We start from the raw sequence: 17520 nt of genomic DNA, 5'->3' as shown, positions 1-17520 counted from the left end.
TTAAAGACCAACAGATTCTAAATCATCTGGCACCGTTGAGTCATTAAGGGCATTGCGGAAGTATTCTCCTGTCAATCCAGTTGCGGAAAAAATTGGTGTACCAGCCTGGAGGTCAAAAATATAAGCAGTATACTTTGTTGAACGACGAGGATTTGAAGATTGAAAGCCGCCAGAAGTAGAACCGCTAATGTCAAAGTTTCCTTTGACTACTACTAACATCAATGGCGGTTCTTTACCCATAAAATCAAACTCACCAAAACCAGTAGAAGGAATTTCAGCAGCTTTGATTGGACGGGCAAATATTGCTTCAGGTATGCCGCTGAGTATCTTAAATTGGCAAGAGTGGGCAAGAGTATAGTTTACAGCAGCTTGCTTAATTTCCTTTTCCGAAGCTGAAGTTAGCGGACGTTTTTGAAATATACTCAACCGATTAACTTCTTCAGGAAAGATTTTGTTGAAGATTTCGGGCGGAAGGATGCTGAGTTGATTTTGAAGTGAGCAACGATCTGACAAAGCATTTGACAAAGCAGAGATAGATAGTACTGTACAAATACTTGCTGACACTAATGCCAAGCTCATTAAAAGTTTTTTCATAATTTTATTTTTAATCCGAAGATTCTCCATCCCTGCGCCCAAGTTCATAAATGCCAGCGCCCATACAAGCTAATATACCTGTACTAATTCCCCAACTCTCACCTAAACTAATTTCCAGACCCCAGTTACATAAAGCACCAACTACTAAAAAAGGCACGATACTGAACAGAGAAGCGTAGAAAGCATTTTGAGATTCTCTGGCTTTACGAGTCTTTTCAAATTCTGATTGGCTAGTATAAAGCGATCGCTCGGCAAAGTTAAACCAGCGGTTGAGTTGCTCGATTACCCATTGATTAACTGGGGAAAAACCTAGATATAGCGCCAATGACCACAAACTCGCTCCTGCGATCGCGATCGTGTCTAACTCAAAACGGAAAGGTAAAATTTCAGTCAGCATTGCTTGGGGGAGTCCTGCAAAGGGTTAACTTTAGCTGTCATTAGATGCCAAATAAACCTCTTGTGCAATTTTAAGCATAAAGGTTAACAAGATTTCAACTACTTAACAACTTCCCGCTTTTTAGCTTGAAGCAAACCTAATTTACGGATTGCTGGGTAAATTATCGGGGTCGATACCAAGAGAACGTAAATGCTGTGCAAACTTTTCTGCTTTTTCTTCTGTCGTTAAATACCGATTTCCTTGTTCGTCATACCAAGATAGAAATTCCTGACCAATTCCACCAATAACACCTTGATGTCGTCCAATTCCTAAACCAACCTCTGGCATCCAATAGGGTTCGCCAATTTGTAAATTTCAAATGGTTGGTGTCGATCGCGTTGCCAATATTCGGGGTTGTAAATAATGTAGTAAAGTACGCCAAGTTTCCGATAAATTTCTAGCTTTTCGTCGTATTCACTTCCTGGGGAATGGGATACCATCTCCAATACTAGTATCGGTACTACCTCATTTTCTTCCCAGACAGCGTAACTTCTACGCGATTTACCACCTTTTTTGCGATCGACTCCCAAACTCAGAAACCCATCTGGTACTATGGGGACTCTCGCATTAGCCCCTGTCGTGTGGTAGATTGCCATGTCTACGCCAAAAAACCAATCGGTGCGCGTTGCCCAAATCGAGGTTAATAGGAACAGTAGAATGTTGGGCAGAAAATTTTGATCCTCATTATCCACAGGTATATCGTCCGAGCAAGCTAGTTCGTCAGTGCTTGGAAGCCCAACGACTTTAAGGTTTTCTGACAGCATGACTATTACCGCGGTGGCTTCGGTTTCTTTGATTATAGGTAAATTCAACTTGCAAAGGGTGTAGGGAATGAACGCATTCTGATAGCGTTCTCTACCCCAGGTAAAAACAACTTGCAGGCAACTCTTTTGCTTATGCATTATGCAAGTTGTCTTTTAGTCTGTGAAGTATGCCAGGAACCGGACTTGAACCGGTGACACGAGGATTTTCAGTCCTAGCTCAATATTCCTGTAAAACGTTGCAGTGTAAGATTTTCCTCTTGCAATCTCCATAGCAACACTGCATTTTATGCCAGCTTTATGCCAGAATGTGGCAAACAAGTAAGTGAAGTGGTACGTATGCGAGAAATTGCGCCTAGAGATAACAACGGTTCTATAATCCTCAGATTCTCCCATGCCGGAAAAAGATACAGCTTTAACCCAACACCAGGAGCAAGCTATAACGACAAACTGGCGATCGCTAAAGCTGAGGAAATTGCTAATCGAATTTACCAGGATTGCATAACCGGATACTTTGACCCCACGTTAACTAAGTACAAACCAAAGGCTTTACAGGGCAGAACAAAGGAAGCGGCTATTCAGGATGCAGAGGAAGCGAGAGAAATTGTAGCAGCTAGATTGTCAGTGAATGCAGTTGACTTACTGCAACTGTTTGAAGACTACACGCAATTCAAATCTAAAACCTTGAAAGCCAACAGCATGATTGATTATGACCGTATCAGAAACAAGCTCATCAAATGCCCTCACAAGTTAGCAAGAGATGCTGTTTCTGTGATGCACTGGCTAGTGGAAGATCATAAAGGTACATCCACTAGTAGTCTTGAGAAGCAATGGAAATTGATAAATGCTTGCTGTAAGTGGGGAGTAGCTAGCGGTAAGTTACAGTCAAACACTTTTGAAGGGCTTAGAAACTTAATCCCATCGACAAAAAAATCAGGAACAAAAGAAGACATCAATCCTTTCAGTGATGACGAACGCAAACAGATTATTGAAGCTTTTTATACAAATACAAACTATAACTACTACGCTCCGTTGGTAGAATTTTTATTTACCACTGGATGCCGCCCTGAAGAAGCTTTAGCACTGCAATGGAAGCATATCAAGGGGATGAAGATCACTTTCTGCCAGAAGCTAACCGCAAGTGGTGAAATTGAAGCAGGTACTAAAACCCAATCAAAGCGCTCCATCACTGTTAACAGCCAATTAAAAGCTGTTATTGCATCTATCAAGCCTGAAAAGCATACTCTTGATGATTTTGTATTTCCTTCTAAAAAAGGTGGTCTTATTGACTGGCATAATTTCGCTAACCGAGCATGGAAAACTATAGTTGAGAGTTTGCCAGATATTGAATATAGGAACCCTTATCAGATGAGACATACCGCTATAACAATGATGGTCAGGAGCGGTGTTGACAGTGTGATGATAGCTAAGTGGGTAGGGAATTCACCCAACATGATTGCTAAAAGATATTTGGGTGATGTCAGTGATGTTGTAATGCCAAATATTTAGAATCCAGAAAACAACAAGATAGGTATACCTCTCTGTAAAAAGTGTTACTCCACAGTAACACTCAGACTAACACTAAAAATGTTACTTTGAAGTGTTAGTTTGATAGGAGGGTATGCCTACATATCGTTTTATTGGGAAGCTTATGAATAGCAGTCGCCTAAAAACTGTGAACACGTTTTAAACATTCTGCTTTGTTTGCAAAAGGTGGCAATTTCCAGCGTTGCTTCTCAAGGGGAAAGTCAGCATAACGCATTAACATCTCATGCATAGGAGCCGTAGCTTTACCAGCCGTCTCACCTACCCAGCTTGCAATCTCCCTTACAAAATCATTCCACTTTTTACCACACTGATAAACTTGTGCATACCACTTACCATGACCTTGAGAATATTTCACCACACCGATGCAATTACCACGGCGATAAACCTGAAAACGCAAGTTATGCGAGAGTACAAACATAGTGCTGGATTCTAGAGTTTTTGTGAGGGCATTAATATAACCTGTAATTGATTACACCGGTAGTCCTTGCAGTTTGATTTTCATTTACACGCCAAACTTGGGAAGTCTTAAGACAGTCATCCCCCACAAAACTTATCAGCAATGACTCGTGGTTGCGAGTGCGCCAAAGCTCAATACAATAAAAAGTTATTCTAATACCTTAAGGTTTTAGAAAAACATTTTCTGCTGGACACTGTAAAAATACGTCTACAACTTATGAGCAGCATCGACTATTTAACCGTTCGCAAAGCACAGCAGTACAGGGTATACCTCTGTTGAAAGTGTTACCCTGTACTAACATAAAAAGTGTTAGTAAAACTGTTAGTCTAGAGTGTTAGTTTGTGAGCAAGGGTATACCTTACACCACTTAATCACGGATTCCCAGAAATCCTTACTCCCACCACGAACGCTTAAGTCACGATGGCAAGCTTTGTTGAAAGGGTGAACGTGTAGAGTTATGTAATCTCTGATGTCTTTTGGCTTGTGGTATAGAGCAATTTCATCTAATGAGAAAAAAGGGTAACACCTATCTCGGAATACCCGAAGTGCTTTGTTTCTCAGTGCGAGATTTTTACCGCAAACAGTTTTTGTATTGCTTGTTGCAACTTCGGTGGAATCATTTACCAATTGGTTCTCATCTCGCTCTTGACTTGATGCCAGTGAATAGGAAGTGTTGTCACAATATATCGTTGCATAATCGTATGCAGCAGGGAGTCCACTTGTATTACTGGTTTCCAGGATGCTGTTAGTTTTGATGGATGACAGTGCTATCATGATATTGATTACTAAACATTTTTGTTTTGGTTTCCCTCTGGTAGCTGGTAACTACCAAAGGGAATGTTGAATTAACAGATTAGACAAAATGAATCATTTCCAATACCTACTAGGGCTACGGTTCCTTGGTAGGTATTTTTAATAGAGAACCAAGTTCAGGGTTCTCAAATAAACCTCTGACCGTGAACTGAACACTGGCAATTGCTCTCTGTCGTGTAGGGTAGATCATCCGCAAAATATCCCCCTCAAAACAGAGTCCATCAAAACTAAGACAGCAGAAGCATTTACCATGCCATTTCCCATCGGGTGCTAGCAACACATAGGCTTTTATTTGATCGCAGTCGATAACCCAACGTCTGAACGGAACAATATTGCTAGTTGTATTTTTGGTATTCATCTGTTTACCTATTCCTCTTGTTTGTTTTCTTGGTTATCAGCGTAAATCTCAGTGGTATCAATCCCTAGTTTGCATAGCAATGCCCTAAGCGTGGTAACAAGCTTACGTGCTTGTTCATAGCGTGGTGAAGTGCTTTTTTCCCCACACAATAGCTCCCACTTTGTCACTTCTTTTTCTAGGTCGATTAGAAGCAAATAGATGTCGTCTAGCTTGTCAGCAAGAGAGACTGGTATCCACTTCTGCACTAATTCACTGTTGTATTTTTTCTTTCTGCCACCGCCTGACTTACGAGTACCTGACTTTGGTGTACCTCTAGGCATAAACTATTGCTTCCCTCAGCTAACTTTACTAATCGACATCAACAGCGCTATGGAATCGATAAATCTCTGAATCCCTTGCTGTCCCTGCCTTATATCCTTTATGTCACATAAATAAGAAAACGTCAATTATTTTTGTGATATAAATAAAAATATGGGCTATAACGCTTATTGTGTATGGATTACAGGATTTTTGACACTGTTTTCATTATTTCTCTGAATTTTTAGCATTCTCGATAGCTTGCTACATAAGCGTTTGATGCTAATATTTCGCTCGTTTTTTAGGCTCTTTTCGGTGCTCCACAAGGCAACTACTCTCAAAAACCTTGTTAAGAGAAAACGTGCATATTTGCTGAGGTCACTTAGTGCATGGATGTAATTACAAAAAGGTAATCTTTGTGCAGCCCTTATTAATGGTATTTACTGCGGTGAAGTGCCTTTGTGTGCAATGAAATAAGATTCTGGGTGCTATTCGCTGAGTGAAATAAAATATTGGCTACTAGCGTTTCAGCTATGGTGTCATTTTTCGATGATGCCTTTTTTTAATGAGAGGAACCAATATGCCACTTGTAAAAGGGAATGGATCTGTGAATTATGACCAAGTATTAGAATGCCGTAAACAATTCATTATTGACCACTTCAATAAAGCTGATATTACTCAAGACGCTAAATCACTTGTTGATATATATGCCGCGATTGCAAGTAACGATGATGGACTGGATCACAGAAAGCGATATCTCGACTTTTTGCTAAGAGTTATGGGGTAGGAACTTAGGAATAACACAAGTTAGCTTTACTGCGTCATCTATTGATGGCGTTTTTTTTATCCTTGTAATATTCAAACTGGATTTTCTTTCAATCGACATACCTATACCCTTGTTTTGAAAGTGTTACTTGAAAGTAACACTCTCAGTAACACTTTTTATGTTAGTAAAACTGTTAGTCCAGAGTAACACTCACTAATCAAGGGTATAGGTCAATGTCAAATTTATCAATTTTCAGCTTTGAGTCACACGAGATCCGGTTTATAGATACTGCTGAGAGTCCTTGGTGGATAGCACAAGACATCTGTAAGGTATTAGAACTTGACGATGTGAGTAAAGCAGTAAGTAGGCTGGATGATGACGAAAAGCTGATACGAACATTACGCGTATCAGGTCAGGGTAGAGAAACACTTTGCGTAAATGAGTCTGGTTTATACTCTCTCGTTCTCACATCTCGCAAGGCACAAGCAAAGCGCTTCAAAAAGTGGCTCACATCTGAGGTAATACCAGCAATCCGTAAAACAGGTGTTTATTCTGTACAATCCCTGCGATCGCTAACGAGTAACGCGAAGCTTGTTGAGTTGACTGACAAGCAAAACACCTTGAGGCAGCAAATAAAGGATATGGAGATTGCTTTGAATGCCAAACGGTATGAGTTAAATAAGGTATTATTCTGTTCAGTTATGACTAGGACTCAGCTTATCAATCACTAATTGGCATAAAAATTGGCATAAAAACCGAGAGAGACTGGAGTTGCTGACACAAAAAAAAGGTGTAGATATCCCTAGCACCTTTCTTAGTAAAGTGTAAATTGGCTTATTAATACTGCCACAATAGCTGAGGGTTCCTAGGCTACAAGCCTTCTACCAATTATGTAGGGTATTAGGGCTTTTGCTTTATGCCAGTTTTATGTCAGTTTATGCAATATGTCAGAGATGTTTTTCTCTGTGAAGTATGCCAGGAACCGGACTTGAACCGGTGACACGAGGATTTTCAGTCCTCTGCTCTACCAACTGAGCTATCCCGGCTGGGGCTTTTGTGAGCCACGATTAATCAATGTAGCAAACATCAAAGAATATAGCAAGGCCTTAGAAAAAAATATTTAGGCGGCTGTCAATTTCAACTTAAACCAGATGAAAACGGCTACAAATAGTAGAAACTGGACAAGAACAATACTTGGGCCAGAAGCAAGGTTGAAAATACCTGACACCATGATGCCAGCAATGCTGCTGATGGAACCAACGATCACCGACATGACTAGAAAGCGGCTAAAGTGGTGACTCATCAGTTTGGCGGTGGAAGCGGGAATAACCAAAAAGGCGTTTACCAGTAAAACGCCAACAGCTTTAATCGCTACAGCAACGGCGAGTGAAAGCAAGACCACAAAAGCATAGCGGTACAATTGAACGGGAACGCCTTGAACCTGTGCTACATCGGGGTTAAGGGTCAATAAAATTTGCTGGCGCAGGGTTGACAGTAAAAATATGCTACCTCCCACAAGTACTAGCAGGGTCAAAATCAAATCTGTGGTATCGATCGCTAAAATATCCCCAAACAGCACAGCCATCAAGTTGCCACGATATCCTTTAATTAGGCTCGTGAGAATTAAACCGATCGCTAATGCCCCAGATAACACTATGCTAAGTACGCTATCGCTTGCTAAGTCGGTTTTGTCGATGAAGTAGAGGACAATAACACCAAAAACTAAGGTGAAGGGTAACAGCATCCAAGTAGGATTTACCTGTAGCAGCACACCTAACGCCACACCTACCAATGCTGCATGACCAACCGCGTGGCTGAAAAAGGATAACTGGCGTAAGGTGACAAAACTGCCCAACATCCCGCCAAGTATGCCCATCAACGCAGCACCTATGATCGCACGCTGTATAGAAGCAAGTTGTAATAACTCTAGTAAATCATTACTACTGGCGATCGCAAGCCAAGTTATCTGACAATCATTGAAAAAATTCATACTTATGGGCATTAACTAATTCTGGGAGTCTAATTACGAATTATTTTAATGTTGGTGCTGATAGCGGCTGAAACCTGGGCCGTAGGTTGCTAAAAGGTTTTGCGGTGAAAGGGCAATTTCTGGCTTACCAGTACAAACAATGCTTTGGTTCAAACAAAGTACGCGATCGCAGTGGCGATTTACCATATCAATATCATGGGAAACTTGCAATACTGTCCAACCCTCCTCTCGCTTTAATTCATTTAGCAAAGCGTAAAAATCTGCTGCACCTTGCACATCAACACCAGCAAAGGCTTCATCTAGTACCAACAGTTTCCGAGGCATTACCAAACAATAAGCCAATAAAACCCGCTTGAGTTGACCACCGCTAAGAGTACCAATAGCTTGATGCTGTAGATGATAAGCATCAGTTCGCCGTAAAGCTTCTGTTACTGCTGCCGATTTTTCTCGGTCTTGTCTCCACAGCTTGGAAAAAAACAAATCCCCTCTTTTTCGTTCCTTAGCCCATCCCAGTCCCACCAATTCGCTGACAGAAATGGGAAAGCTACGGTCAAAAATGAAATTTTGCGGCATGTAGCCCAACAAGTGACGTAAACGCCCCAGTCTTGCAATTGGGCGGCCTAATATTTCAATCGTACCAGCACTTCGAGGTATCAAATCTAAAACTGCTTTTACCAGGGTACTTTTACCAGCACCATTGGGGCCAACTATGGCTGTATCTGTTCCCGGCAATAATTCAAAGGAAACATCTCGAACAGCTAGATAGCTGCCTTGATAGACAGTTAATCCTTCTACTTTCAAAATAGCAATGTCATTGGTCATTTGTCATTGGTCATTTGTCATTGATCATTTGTCATTTGTCATTGGTCATTTGTCATTTGCAAAGGACAAAGGACAACTGACAAATGACAAACCTATTTACAAGCCGTTTCTAGAGTTTGCAAGTTAGCTTTCATCGCTTTGAAATAATGCTGTGGATCTGTTTCGCCAGTTTCTAAAGAATCCAGCGTTTGCAAAGTTAAATTTAAATCTTGGGATAAGCTGGTTAGCAGTTTGTTATCTACTCCTGGTTCACTAAATAAAGCTTTAACTTTGTACTTTTTCACAGCATTCACTGCACTTTGCACATCCGTTGGTGAAAGTTGATCTTCGGGAATTTGCACCACAGCAACTTGCTTGAGTTTATAGCGATTGGCTAAATATGGAAACGCATCATGAAAGGTAATAAAGGTACAACTAGGATTTTTTTGCAAAGTCTGTTGAAATTCGCTGTTCAAAATTTCTAATTCTTTAATATAAGCCGCAGCATTGGCCTCATAAGTGGCTTTATTTTTTGGGTCAGCAGCAATTAATCCATCCCGAATATTTGTTACTTGCTGTTTTGCCAAAACTGGATCTAACCAAACGTGCGGATTACCTTGGGCGTGGCTGTGATTGTGATCGTGGTCTTTTTCCTCTTTCGCTGTTTTTACAACAGGTGAAATTTCATTTAAAGGTTTAATACCTTTACTGGCATCAATTTCAGTTAGTTTTTTATTTTCTGCATTTTTGATAGTATTTTCCAGAAATTCCTCCAAACCTAAACCATTTTTTACTAACACATTCGCAGTAGCGATCGCTTTGACATTTTGCGGTGTCGCTTGGTATTCATGTACCTCCGTACCAGGCGGCACTAGAATTTCTACATCTGCCACATTCCCAGCTACTGCCTTAGTAAACAAATATATCGGCAAAAATGTCGCCACTACTTTAGTTTTTCCCGACTGCGCCGTTGGGGTAGAAGCCGCTTCCTGTGCTTGCGGCGACTGTTCAGAAGTTGTTCCCTGATTCGGATTCGATTGGCTACAGCTAGCCATTGACAACATTAGCAGAGCAATTATAGACAAGATACTGCTTCTTTGTCTGCCTATTCTAAGTCCCCTGTAATTCATTATCACGGTGTTTTCCCCTCAAAACGGATGCTTGTTCTGCCTCTGTCATAATTCCTATTGACAATGAGACTGATTATTGATTTTATACTATAATAATTCTCATTCTCATTCACAGCACATCATATCATTCTGAATTTCCTGTGTAATGAATAACAACAAAACTTTTGCAGACGGTACAACCCTCTGCAATTTAGTTTTCCATGAATAATTAGGATTTCTTGACTTTTTTTGTTAAAAAGTTTGCTTAGTTCTGATAAAATTACTGAGAAATATTTTCATGAAATAAACGTTTAAAAAAACGTAGTTTAGGTGTGAATTGGAGATTGGTGTGAGGAAAAAAATGCAAAAATTCTGTAAATATCTGATAGTTAGTCCAGCAGTTTGTAGCGTAATGCTATTTGTGAATACTGCTGCATTTGCAGGTGAAACTTCCAGCAATTCTGAAATCAACCAACCGCAAGTTTTAGCCAATCCAGATACAAAAACTCAGAACATAGCGCCAGATCAGATAATGGGGCAAGTTACCTCCGTGTCTCAATTTTCTGACGTACAACCCACCGACTGGGCATTCCAAGCATTGCAGTCGTTAGTTGAGCGCTATGGCTGTATTGCAGGATACCCAAATAGCACTTATCGCGGTAATCGGGCATTAACGCGATATGAGTTTGCTGCCGGTTTGAATGCTTGTCTTGATCGGGTTAACGAACTAATTGCAACAGCTACAGGCGATTTAGTTAACAAAGAAGATTTAGCCACATTACAAAAGCTGCAAGAAGATTATTCCGCAGAACTGGCGACACTGCGAGGTCGTGTAGATGCAGTAGAAGTACGCACTGCTGAATTGGAGGCGAATCAGTTCTCAACCACAACCAAACTGCAAGGACAAGTTGTTGCTGTCGTTAGCGATGTTTTGTCAGGAAATACAGTCAACGGTGCAGAAATTACAGACGAGAATACAACATTAGGAGTACGGGCGCGGGTAGAATTTGTCACCAGCTTCACAGGACAAGATACGCTCTTTACCAGAATCCAGGCTAATAATATTCTTAGTCCGAATATTGGTACACCAGAGGGTAACTTATTCTTTGCTGGCGAAGATGGTACTACTAATGCAGCAATAGATGCACTCTTCTACAGATTTCCTTTGGGCGAAAAAACACAGGTTATCGCGATCGCTAATGCAGGTGCAGCAGACGATATTACTAGCACTGTCAATATCTTTGACGGTGATGGTGCTTTTGGTGCTTTGTCTACCTTTGGTACACGCAACCCAATTTATAGCCAAATAGGCGGCGCGGGGTTGGGAGTAACGCACGAGTTCAGTGACAAATTGGCACTAAGTCTAGGGTATTTGAGTGGTACAGCGAATGATCCTACCCTCAATAATGGTTTGTTCAATGGTGCTTATGGTGCATTGGCACAGTTGACAGTTAAACCAAGCGATCGCATTTCTATCGGTTTAACTTACATCAATTCCTACAACCAACCACTACTCACAGGTAGCAATGCCGCCACTTTCCAGGATATAGCAGCTATCCAGGGTTTACCAGAAGATCAAGTAGGATTTTCCAGTAATTCTTACGGCGTCCAAGCATCCATTGGCATCACTGATAACATTGTTTTGGGTGGTTGGGCTGGATACACCAACAGTCAAAGTTTAAGAGGAACCAGTGGAGATGTTGATATTTGGAACTATGCTGTCACCCTTGGCTTCCCTGATCTCGGTAAAAAAGGAAGTTTGGCTGGTATTATTGCTGGTGTGGAACCTAAATTAACAAGTTCTAGTATCGCAGGATTGGATAGTGATCCTGATACGTCCTATCATCTTGAAGCTTTCTACCAGTATAAGCTGAGTGACAATATCACCATTACTCCTGGAGTTATTTGGTTAACATCCCCAGATCACAATAACAGCAATGATGATGTTGTGATTGGTGCATTGAGAACCACATTTAGTTTCTAATTTTTAAAATCTTAAAACAAGACGCAAAGGATAAATTTGCGTCTTTTATTTTGTGTGTAGTTTCAAAAATAAACCTCAGTATTTTTGCTGGGCTTGATATCTCAAAACACAATAGTGATTCTGAATATAGATCAATACAGTTCAGATAAGACCAAAACACTTGTAGAGACGGCGATTTATCGCGTCTCGAAAACCCAAAGTTTTGCCAATAGATGCTCAAAGTGTTCGTAGTGATTTAGTCAGATAACCAATGCATGGGCACTTTAAATACAAAAAGACCAGCCTCCCACAGCTGGTCTAGAAAATGTTTTTTTTGCGTTGTCTTCTCAAGAGAGTTAAAACCCAATTGCGCGTTCCCAAAATGCAACGGGCAACTTTTCTTAACAATATTGTAACAGCCAACACAGATTTTTCTTGAAAATTCATCAAAAAAAGATATGAACAAAGCTTAAAAGCCTCTATCTATCAGGAGAATTCAGCAGCGCGGAGGGTATAGATATTGGAGGTAAGGGAGAAAATTTTACCTTGTCTCCCTCGTCTCCCTTGTCCCTGCGCCAGTTTCAACCGATCAATTTCAACTTGACAGGCTACTGATGCTGGGAGCGATTTCTGCATCTGCTGATGTTTCGCCCACGCGGAGGATTTTAGCCCCCAACTGCTGCAATTTCATATCGAGTCGATCATAGCCGCGATCGAGGTGCTGTAGTCCTTGAATCGTGGTTTGCCCTTCTGCCGCCAGTCCTGCTATGACTAGCGCGGCTGATGCTCGTAAGTCTGTACCTAAGACTGGTGCGCCAGATAATTTTGGTACCCCCCGAACGAAAGCAGCGTTGCCTTTAACACGAATGTCTGCTCCCAAGCGATTCAATTCTGAGGCATGACGCAAGCGATTTTCAAAGACGGATTCGTTAATTACGCTGTCGCCTTCTGCCAATGTCAGCAAAGCCATAAACGGCGCTTGCATATCTGTGGGAAAACCTGGATGGTATTGAGTTTCAATATCTGTTGCCTTCAGGGTTTCCGCTGGCAGGATATGTAAGTGTTCAGGCTTGTCCTCAATTATTGTCACCCCAATATCCCGCAGCTTGGCAATCACTGGGATGAGATGTTCTGGAGCTACTGGCGAGAGGATAAGTTCTGAGCGGGTAATTGCTGCTGCTAACAAAAACGTCCCGGCCTCAATGCGATCGGGAATAATGCTGTAGTCAACAGAATGCAACTTGGGGACTCCTTCGATAATAATCCTGCTAGTCCCCGCGCCCTTAATCTTCGCTCCCATCGCGTTACAGAAGTTAGCTAGGTCAACTACTTCCGGTTCTCTGGCAGCATTTTCGATGATCGTTTCACCCTCTGCCAGGGTAGCCGCCATCATCAAGTTTTCTGTCGCTCCAACACTGGCGATATCTAAGTAAATCTTCGCACCTTTTAATCTTCGACTGCTGCCAGGGACGTAGGCATTACAAATGCCATGCTCAATTTGTACTTCCGCTCCCATTGCTTGCAGTCCGCGCACATGCAAGTCAACTGGTCTGGCTCCAATAGCACAACCGCCTGGTAAGGGCATCTGCGCTACTCCCAGTCTTGCCAGAATGGCACCAATGGCGAAAAAACTCGCTCTCAACTGGGTAACTAGTTCGTAGGGAGCTTTTGATGTTTTAATCTCGCTGGCGTTGATGTCTAAAATGTCACCTTGTCGTGTTAATTGTACACCCAAGGCCGATAACACCTGACCCATCCGCTCAACGTCCGCTAATAAGGGGACATTGCGGATACGACAATCGCCGGGACACAGCAAGGCTCCAGCCATGATTACCAATGCTGAATTTTTTGCCCCGCTAATTTTCACATGACCTCGCAAAGGATGCCCACCCCAAATTTGCAAGACTGAGGAGTCTGCCTCTGGAGCAATTTTCGCATCTGGTAAGCTGGTAGAAGGATTAATAAGCCTACCTCCAAAAGTAATACGTATTTTATATGTTTGAAGTTGGTTTTGATTCTACAGTAAAGATTCAAAATGTCCACGTTTTAGGGCAACGTCTTGCATAAAAAAATTGTTTTTTGGGTAAATAATCCGGGCTGAGAATAAGCAACAGCAAGCATTGTGAGCTTTTTAAAAATTTTCAAAAAAAGAATGAATAAGTAGTATTTTTAAGCAAAAAAAAATACTCAGTAAAATAACTTAAGTGTTCTCTAAAAATCAATGCTCTACTGTTGAGTTAATATTTTTATTTGATCGATCTCCTAAAAAACTCGTTTACAGTTTCAGCCTTTTAACAAGGCATTAAAATTTTACTTGACAAAGGTAAAACATAACGCAATAATAAGAAATTGTCGATAAGTACAAATGCCAGCGGAACTGGCGGAATGGCAGACGCGCTAGATTCAGGTTCTAGTGCCGCAAGGCTTCCGGGTTCAAGTCCCGGGTTCCGCATAACCAGTGCTGAGTGCCGAGTAGTGAGTGCTGAGAAGGAAAAACTCAGCACTCACTACTCAGCACTCACAACTAAAAAATGTTGACCAGTTTACAAAATTCCTTAGTCAAGCAAATTCGCAAGCTGCACTCCACCAAGGAGCGGCACAAGCAGCAGTTATTTTTACTAGAAGGGACGCACCTGTTAGAAGAAGCTTGTGCGGTGAATTACCCCCTAGAAACAGTATGTTGTACCCCAGATTGGCAAGCAGCCCATTCCTCACTTTGGGAAGAAGCTTGTAGTAGATGCGATCGCGCCGAAATTGTCAGCAGAGAAGTCTTAGATGCGATCGCAACCACAGTCCAACCAGATGGTGTGGTAGCAACGGCAAAACGAGGCCAACGGCAAACTCAACTACCATTTACTGGTTTAGTGCTAGCTTTAGAAACGGTACAAGATCCCGGCAACCTGGGTACAATGATCCGCACAGCCGCCGCCGTCGGAGCATCAGGGTTGTGGGTCAGTGGAGATAGTGTAGATTTAGATAGCCCCAAAGTTCTACGTGCTTCAGCAGGACAATGGTTTCGCCTACAAACAGCCGTAACCGAAGATTTAAAAGCGACAGTGCAACAAAGTCAGCAAGCAGGAATGCAGGTAGTAGCAACCTTACCCGATGCGACTTTAACTTATTGGGAAGTGGACTGGCGAAAACCCAGTCTGATTTTACTGGGAAATGAAGGTGCTGGATTGTCGGCAGATTTAGCAGCGATCGCAGATCAGCAAGTCAGAATTCCTTTGAGTCCTGGGGTGGAATCTTTGAATGTAGCGATCGCAGCCGCTTTAATGTTGTACGAAGCTCAACGGCAATTGGTTTGTCAGTAATGAATTTTAACTTTTTACACCTATTTGGTTTTTGTTTTCTCTTCGAGATATTGTTCAATATCAGCAACTGCGTCCTCAAGAGCCGCTAAATCAATATCTATCAAGTCTTCGTCGAGTTCTACTTCGGTGAGATTACTAGTATGCAGTTGGGGGATCTCTTCTTCCTCAGTTGAAATTTCTTGTAAGATATCCTCCAACTGTTCGAGGGATTGTTGAAATACTTGATCAGCGTCGCGGCGCTGTTCTGGCTGAATTTGCTCCATAATATTAGCTTGAAAATCCTGATTTACTGACTTAATTTTGATTCTAGTTCCTACAGATTTAAATTTTGCACTTATAACATCATAGTTGTGTGCTGTATCAACTTTAGCAGTGCTTATCAAGAATATCGATAGCTGTCTTCAATTAAGAGGAGCCAGAATGGGCTACGCCCCGCTACGCTAACAGAATTCAGAATTGCTTATTACTCTACCGATAAAGGGATAGAGTAATAAGCAAGGAAAAAGATTCAGGTTCACTATCACCCAGTCGTACAGAATTTATTCTGAATTCTGACTCCTGAGTTCTGAATTCTTCTTCATTTGATAGACTATCTTAAATTTGAAATTATAAAAACTGGCAGCTCAGGGCTGATAACTAACTATGAGTGAAGCCTTATTCTGTATCGAAAATCTGCGAGTTGCCTATCCTGCACGGAGTGGAGAAGAAGCAAGCTGGGCGGTTGATGATGTATCTTTCACCTTGAAACCAGGTGAAAGAATGGGATTGGTGGGAGAGTCAGGTTGTGGTAAATCAACTATCGGACGGGCGGTAATGCGTTTACTACCAGCCTCTAGTCGTGTTGAGGGACGGGTGACATTTCAAGGACAATCAGTGTTTGACTTGATACCCAACCAGTTGCGGAAATTTCGGGGAGAGGCGATCGCCTTAGTTTTTCAAGATCCCATGACACGTCTCGATCCACTGATGACTATTGGTAAGCATTGTATCGAAACCCTCCAGGCGCACTCACCAGAATTATCAACGCGGGAAGCTAAAGAAAAAGCACTTGCTACTTTAGCAAAGGTAAATATTCCCGCTAGTCGCTGGAATCAGTATCCTCATGAGTTTAGCGGCGGAATGCGCCAACGGGTAGCGATCGCTTTAGCTTTACTCCTCAATCCCAAGTTAATTGTTGCCGATGAACCCACCACCAGTTTAGATGTCACCGTCTCCGCGCAGATATTGACAGAATTAACTCGCCTGTGCGGTGAAGAAAACATGGGATTGTTGCTGATTTCTCATGATTTAGCAATGGTCGCTGAGTATTGCGATCGCATTGGCGTGATGTACAACGGCAAAATGGTCGAAATGGGTGCTACAGAAACCGTATTTCGGCAACCTCAACATGAATACACGCGATCGCTCTTAAAAGCAGCTTTACATATTCAAGCAGTAAATGATAGTGGAGAATTGATAATTGCCAATGACGGAGAAAAGCAATTACCAATTATTAATCAGCAATCCCCAATTTTGAGTGTTACAGAACTTAAGCAACACTACACCATCGAACCTAACTTGATCGAACGACTGCTTAACACACAAGCGCAGACAATTAAAGCAGTAGATGGAATTAACTTGGATCTTTATGCAGGAGAAATTCTCGGTTTAGTCGGCGAATCAGGTTGTGGTAAAAGCACACTGTCACGAACAATCTTGCAACTAATTCGTCCCACTAGTGGCAAAGTTGAGTTTTTGGGACAGGATTTAACTAAACTGTCGCGTCAAGAAATTCGTTCTTCACGGCGACAAATACAAATGATCTTTCAAGATCCTCATGCTTGTCTCAATCCAGCTATGACAGTGGGACAAAGTATCGCCGATCCTTTATTTATCCACAATTTAGCCAATCCTGTCAAAGCAAAAGAACAGGTTTTGTGGATGCTAAATAAAGTTGGGTTAACACCGCCAGAAGTGTATTATGAGCGTTATCCGTCAGATTTGTCTGGTGGACAACAGCAAAGAGTTGCGATCGCTCGTGCTTTGATTACTCACCCTAAACTTTTAATCTGTGATGAACCCGTGAGTATGTTAGACGCCAGTGTGCAGTCGCAAGTGCTGGATTTGATGTTGCAATTAAAAGAAGAGTTTGAGTTAACTTATCTATTCATCACTCACGATCTTTGGTTAGCTCGATTTTTGTGCGATCGTATTGCTGTAATGAATGGCGGTAAAATTGTCGAACTCGGTCTTACAAAAAAGATTTTTGCCAATCCTCAGCATCCTTATACCAAAACCTTACTAGCTGCTGCTCCATTACTAGCACGCGCTTAA

At 41.7% G+C, this 17520-nt stretch carries 17 protein-coding genes, 2 tRNA genes and 1 pseudogene; 7 read left to right on the top strand and 13 right to left on the bottom strand.

Annotation, left to right across the window (positions count from 1 at the left end; all coding sequences use genetic code 11):
• The 3 genes and pseudogenes from HUN01_RS30575 to HUN01_RS30565 all read right to left on the bottom strand — a co-directional run bounded on the left by HUN01_RS30575 (position 1) and on the right by HUN01_RS30565 (position 1794).
• Entirely contained in the window at positions 1 to 594 is a 594-nt protein-coding gene (locus HUN01_RS30575; protein WP_181929312.1) for a hypothetical protein, read from the bottom strand.
• Positions 595 to 604: 10 nt separating this feature from the next.
• Positions 605 to 991 (bottom strand): hypothetical protein, encoded by a 387-nt coding sequence (locus HUN01_RS30570; protein WP_181929311.1) that lies wholly within the window; start codon positions 989 to 991, stop codon positions 605 to 607.
• Positions 992 to 1132: 141 nt separating this feature from the next.
• Positions 1133 to 1794, bottom strand: a pseudogene (locus HUN01_RS30565) (Uma2 family endonuclease).
• A 297-nt stretch (positions 1795 to 2091) separates the two neighbouring features.
• Here HUN01_RS30565 and HUN01_RS30560 point away from each other — a divergent pair.
• Positions 2092 to 3300 carry a site-specific integrase gene (locus HUN01_RS30560; protein ID WP_181929310.1) on the top strand — a complete coding sequence of 403 codons (1209 nt, stop codon included), beginning with the start codon at positions 2092 to 2094 and terminating at the stop codon, positions 3298 to 3300.
• 157 nt (positions 3301 to 3457) lie between these two features.
• Here the strand turns inward: HUN01_RS30560 and HUN01_RS30555 are convergent, their stop codons facing one another.
• The 4 genes from HUN01_RS30555 to HUN01_RS30540 form a co-directional block, all read right to left on the bottom strand.
• Positions 3458 to 3757, bottom strand: coding sequence for a hypothetical protein (locus HUN01_RS30555; RefSeq protein ID WP_181929309.1), 300 nt, complete (start codon positions 3755 to 3757; stop codon positions 3458 to 3460).
• A 360-nt stretch (positions 3758 to 4117) separates the two neighbouring features.
• On the bottom strand, positions 4118 to 4570 hold the full coding sequence (locus HUN01_RS30550; RefSeq protein ID WP_181929308.1) for a hypothetical protein: 453 nt from the start codon (positions 4568 to 4570) through the stop codon (positions 4118 to 4120).
• A gap of 115 nt (positions 4571 to 4685) precedes the next feature.
• A complete protein-coding gene (locus HUN01_RS30545) occupies positions 4686 to 4967 on the bottom strand; it encodes a hypothetical protein (RefSeq protein ID WP_181929307.1) in 282 nt (93 codons plus the stop codon).
• An 8-nt stretch (positions 4968 to 4975) separates the two neighbouring features.
• Positions 4976 to 5287: a hypothetical protein gene (locus tag HUN01_RS30540; protein ID WP_181929306.1), complete on the bottom strand. Its 312-nt coding sequence runs from the start codon at positions 5285 to 5287 to the stop codon at positions 4976 to 4978.
• A 557-nt stretch (positions 5288 to 5844) separates the two neighbouring features.
• Between HUN01_RS30540 and HUN01_RS30535 the strand changes: the two genes are divergently transcribed.
• Positions 5845 to 6051 (top strand): hypothetical protein, encoded by a 207-nt coding sequence (locus HUN01_RS30535; RefSeq protein ID WP_181929305.1) that lies wholly within the window; start codon positions 5845 to 5847, stop codon positions 6049 to 6051.
• A 212-nt stretch (positions 6052 to 6263) separates the two neighbouring features.
• Complete coding sequence (locus tag HUN01_RS30530; protein ID WP_181929304.1) at positions 6264 to 6761, top strand: BRO-N domain-containing protein; 498 nt, start codon at positions 6264 to 6266, stop codon at positions 6759 to 6761.
• Positions 6762 to 7003: 242 nt separating this feature from the next.
• Here the strand turns inward: HUN01_RS30530 and HUN01_RS30525 are convergent.
• The 4 genes from HUN01_RS30525 to HUN01_RS30510 all read right to left on the bottom strand — a co-directional run bounded on the left by HUN01_RS30525 (position 7004) and on the right by HUN01_RS30510 (position 9951).
• A tRNA-Phe gene (locus HUN01_RS30525) sits at positions 7004 to 7076 on the bottom strand.
• Positions 7077 to 7150: 74 nt separating this feature from the next.
• Positions 7151 to 8020, bottom strand: coding sequence for a metal ABC transporter permease (locus HUN01_RS30520; RefSeq protein ID WP_181929303.1), 870 nt, complete (start codon positions 8018 to 8020; stop codon positions 7151 to 7153).
• 45 nt (positions 8021 to 8065) lie between these two features.
• Positions 8066 to 8842 (bottom strand): metal ABC transporter ATP-binding protein, encoded by a 777-nt coding sequence (locus tag HUN01_RS30515; protein WP_181929302.1) that lies wholly within the window; start codon positions 8840 to 8842, stop codon positions 8066 to 8068.
• 92 nt (positions 8843 to 8934) lie between these two features.
• Positions 8935 to 9951, bottom strand: coding sequence for a metal ABC transporter substrate-binding protein (locus HUN01_RS30510; protein WP_181932882.1), 1017 nt, complete (start codon positions 9949 to 9951; stop codon positions 8935 to 8937).
• 340 nt (positions 9952 to 10291) lie between these two features.
• Here HUN01_RS30510 and HUN01_RS30505 point away from each other — a divergent pair, with 340 nt between their 5' ends.
• Positions 10292 to 11914, top strand: coding sequence for an iron uptake porin (locus HUN01_RS30505; RefSeq protein WP_181929301.1), 1623 nt, complete (start codon positions 10292 to 10294; stop codon positions 11912 to 11914).
• 574 nt (positions 11915 to 12488) lie between these two features.
• On the opposite strand, the gene murA is transcribed toward HUN01_RS30505, so the two are convergent.
• On the bottom strand, positions 12489 to 13856 hold the full coding sequence (gene murA, locus HUN01_RS30500; protein WP_181932881.1) for a UDP-N-acetylglucosamine 1-carboxyvinyltransferase: 1368 nt from the start codon (positions 13854 to 13856) through the stop codon (positions 12489 to 12491).
• 408 nt (positions 13857 to 14264) lie between these two features.
• On the opposite strand from murA, the gene HUN01_RS30495 reads away from it, so the two are divergent.
• Both HUN01_RS30495 and HUN01_RS30490 read left to right on the top strand, forming a co-directional pair.
• Positions 14265 to 14345 (top strand) — tRNA-Leu (locus tag HUN01_RS30495).
• A gap of 79 nt (positions 14346 to 14424) precedes the next feature.
• Positions 14425 to 15207 carry a TrmH family RNA methyltransferase gene (locus tag HUN01_RS30490; protein ID WP_181929300.1) on the top strand — a complete coding sequence of 261 codons (783 nt, stop codon included), beginning with the start codon at positions 14425 to 14427 and terminating at the stop codon, positions 15205 to 15207.
• A 20-nt stretch (positions 15208 to 15227) separates the two neighbouring features.
• Here the strand turns inward: HUN01_RS30490 and HUN01_RS30485 are convergent, their stop codons facing one another.
• Positions 15228 to 15470 (bottom strand): hypothetical protein, encoded by a 243-nt coding sequence (locus HUN01_RS30485; protein ID WP_181929299.1) that lies wholly within the window; start codon positions 15468 to 15470, stop codon positions 15228 to 15230.
• Positions 15471 to 15849: 379 nt separating this feature from the next.
• Between HUN01_RS30485 and HUN01_RS30480 the strand changes: the two genes are divergently transcribed.
• Positions 15850 to 17520, top strand: coding sequence for a dipeptide ABC transporter ATP-binding protein (locus tag HUN01_RS30480; RefSeq protein ID WP_181929298.1), 1671 nt, complete (start codon positions 15850 to 15852; stop codon positions 17518 to 17520).

Source organism: Nostoc edaphicum CCNP1411, from assembly GCF_014023275.1.
Taxonomy (GTDB): domain Bacteria; phylum Cyanobacteriota; class Cyanobacteriia; order Cyanobacteriales; family Nostocaceae; genus Nostoc; species Nostoc edaphicum_A.
This window is presented reverse-complemented; position numbering and strand designations above follow the sequence as displayed.

What these genes read in the sequence shown, in the direction of transcription:
- HUN01_RS30520 (WP_181929303.1), bottom strand. Translation starts at nt 8,020, where the DNA reads ATGAATTTTTTCAATGATTGTCAGATAACTTGGCTTGCGATCGCCAGT.
- HUN01_RS30515 (WP_181929302.1), bottom strand. Translation starts at nt 8,842, where the DNA reads ATGACCAATGACATTGCTATTTTGAAAGTAGAAGGATTAACTGTCTAT.
- HUN01_RS30485 (WP_181929299.1), bottom strand. Translation starts at nt 15,470, where the DNA reads ATGGAGCAAATTCAGCCAGAACAGCGCCGCGACGCTGATCAAGTATTT.
- HUN01_RS30480 (WP_181929298.1), top strand. Translation starts at nt 15,850, where the DNA reads ATGAGTGAAGCCTTATTCTGTATCGAAAATCTGCGAGTTGCCTATCCT.
- HUN01_RS30490 (WP_181929300.1), top strand. Translation starts at nt 14,425, where the DNA reads ATGTTGACCAGTTTACAAAATTCCTTAGTCAAGCAAATTCGCAAGCTG.
- HUN01_RS30570 (WP_181929311.1), bottom strand. Translation starts at nt 991, where the DNA reads ATGCTGACTGAAATTTTACCTTTCCGTTTTGAGTTAGACACGATCGCG.
- HUN01_RS30545 (WP_181929307.1), bottom strand. Translation starts at nt 4,967, where the DNA reads ATGAATACCAAAAATACAACTAGCAATATTGTTCCGTTCAGACGTTGG.
- HUN01_RS30555 (WP_181929309.1), bottom strand. Translation starts at nt 3,757, where the DNA reads ATGTTTGTACTCTCGCATAACTTGCGTTTTCAGGTTTATCGCCGTGGT.
- HUN01_RS30530 (WP_181929304.1), top strand. Translation starts at nt 6,264, where the DNA reads ATGTCAAATTTATCAATTTTCAGCTTTGAGTCACACGAGATCCGGTTT.
- HUN01_RS30535 (WP_181929305.1), top strand. Translation starts at nt 5,845, where the DNA reads ATGCCACTTGTAAAAGGGAATGGATCTGTGAATTATGACCAAGTATTA.
- HUN01_RS30505 (WP_181929301.1), top strand. Translation starts at nt 10,292, where the DNA reads ATGCAAAAATTCTGTAAATATCTGATAGTTAGTCCAGCAGTTTGTAGC.
- HUN01_RS30540 (WP_181929306.1), bottom strand. Translation starts at nt 5,287, where the DNA reads ATGCCTAGAGGTACACCAAAGTCAGGTACTCGTAAGTCAGGCGGTGGC.
- HUN01_RS30560 (WP_181929310.1), top strand. Translation starts at nt 2,092, where the DNA reads ATGCCAGAATGTGGCAAACAAGTAAGTGAAGTGGTACGTATGCGAGAA.
- HUN01_RS30510 (WP_181932882.1), bottom strand. Translation starts at nt 9,951, where the DNA reads ATGAATTACAGGGGACTTAGAATAGGCAGACAAAGAAGCAGTATCTTG.
- HUN01_RS30575 (WP_181929312.1), bottom strand. Translation starts at nt 594, where the DNA reads ATGAAAAAACTTTTAATGAGCTTGGCATTAGTGTCAGCAAGTATTTGT.
- HUN01_RS30550 (WP_181929308.1), bottom strand. Translation starts at nt 4,570, where the DNA reads ATGATAGCACTGTCATCCATCAAAACTAACAGCATCCTGGAAACCAGT.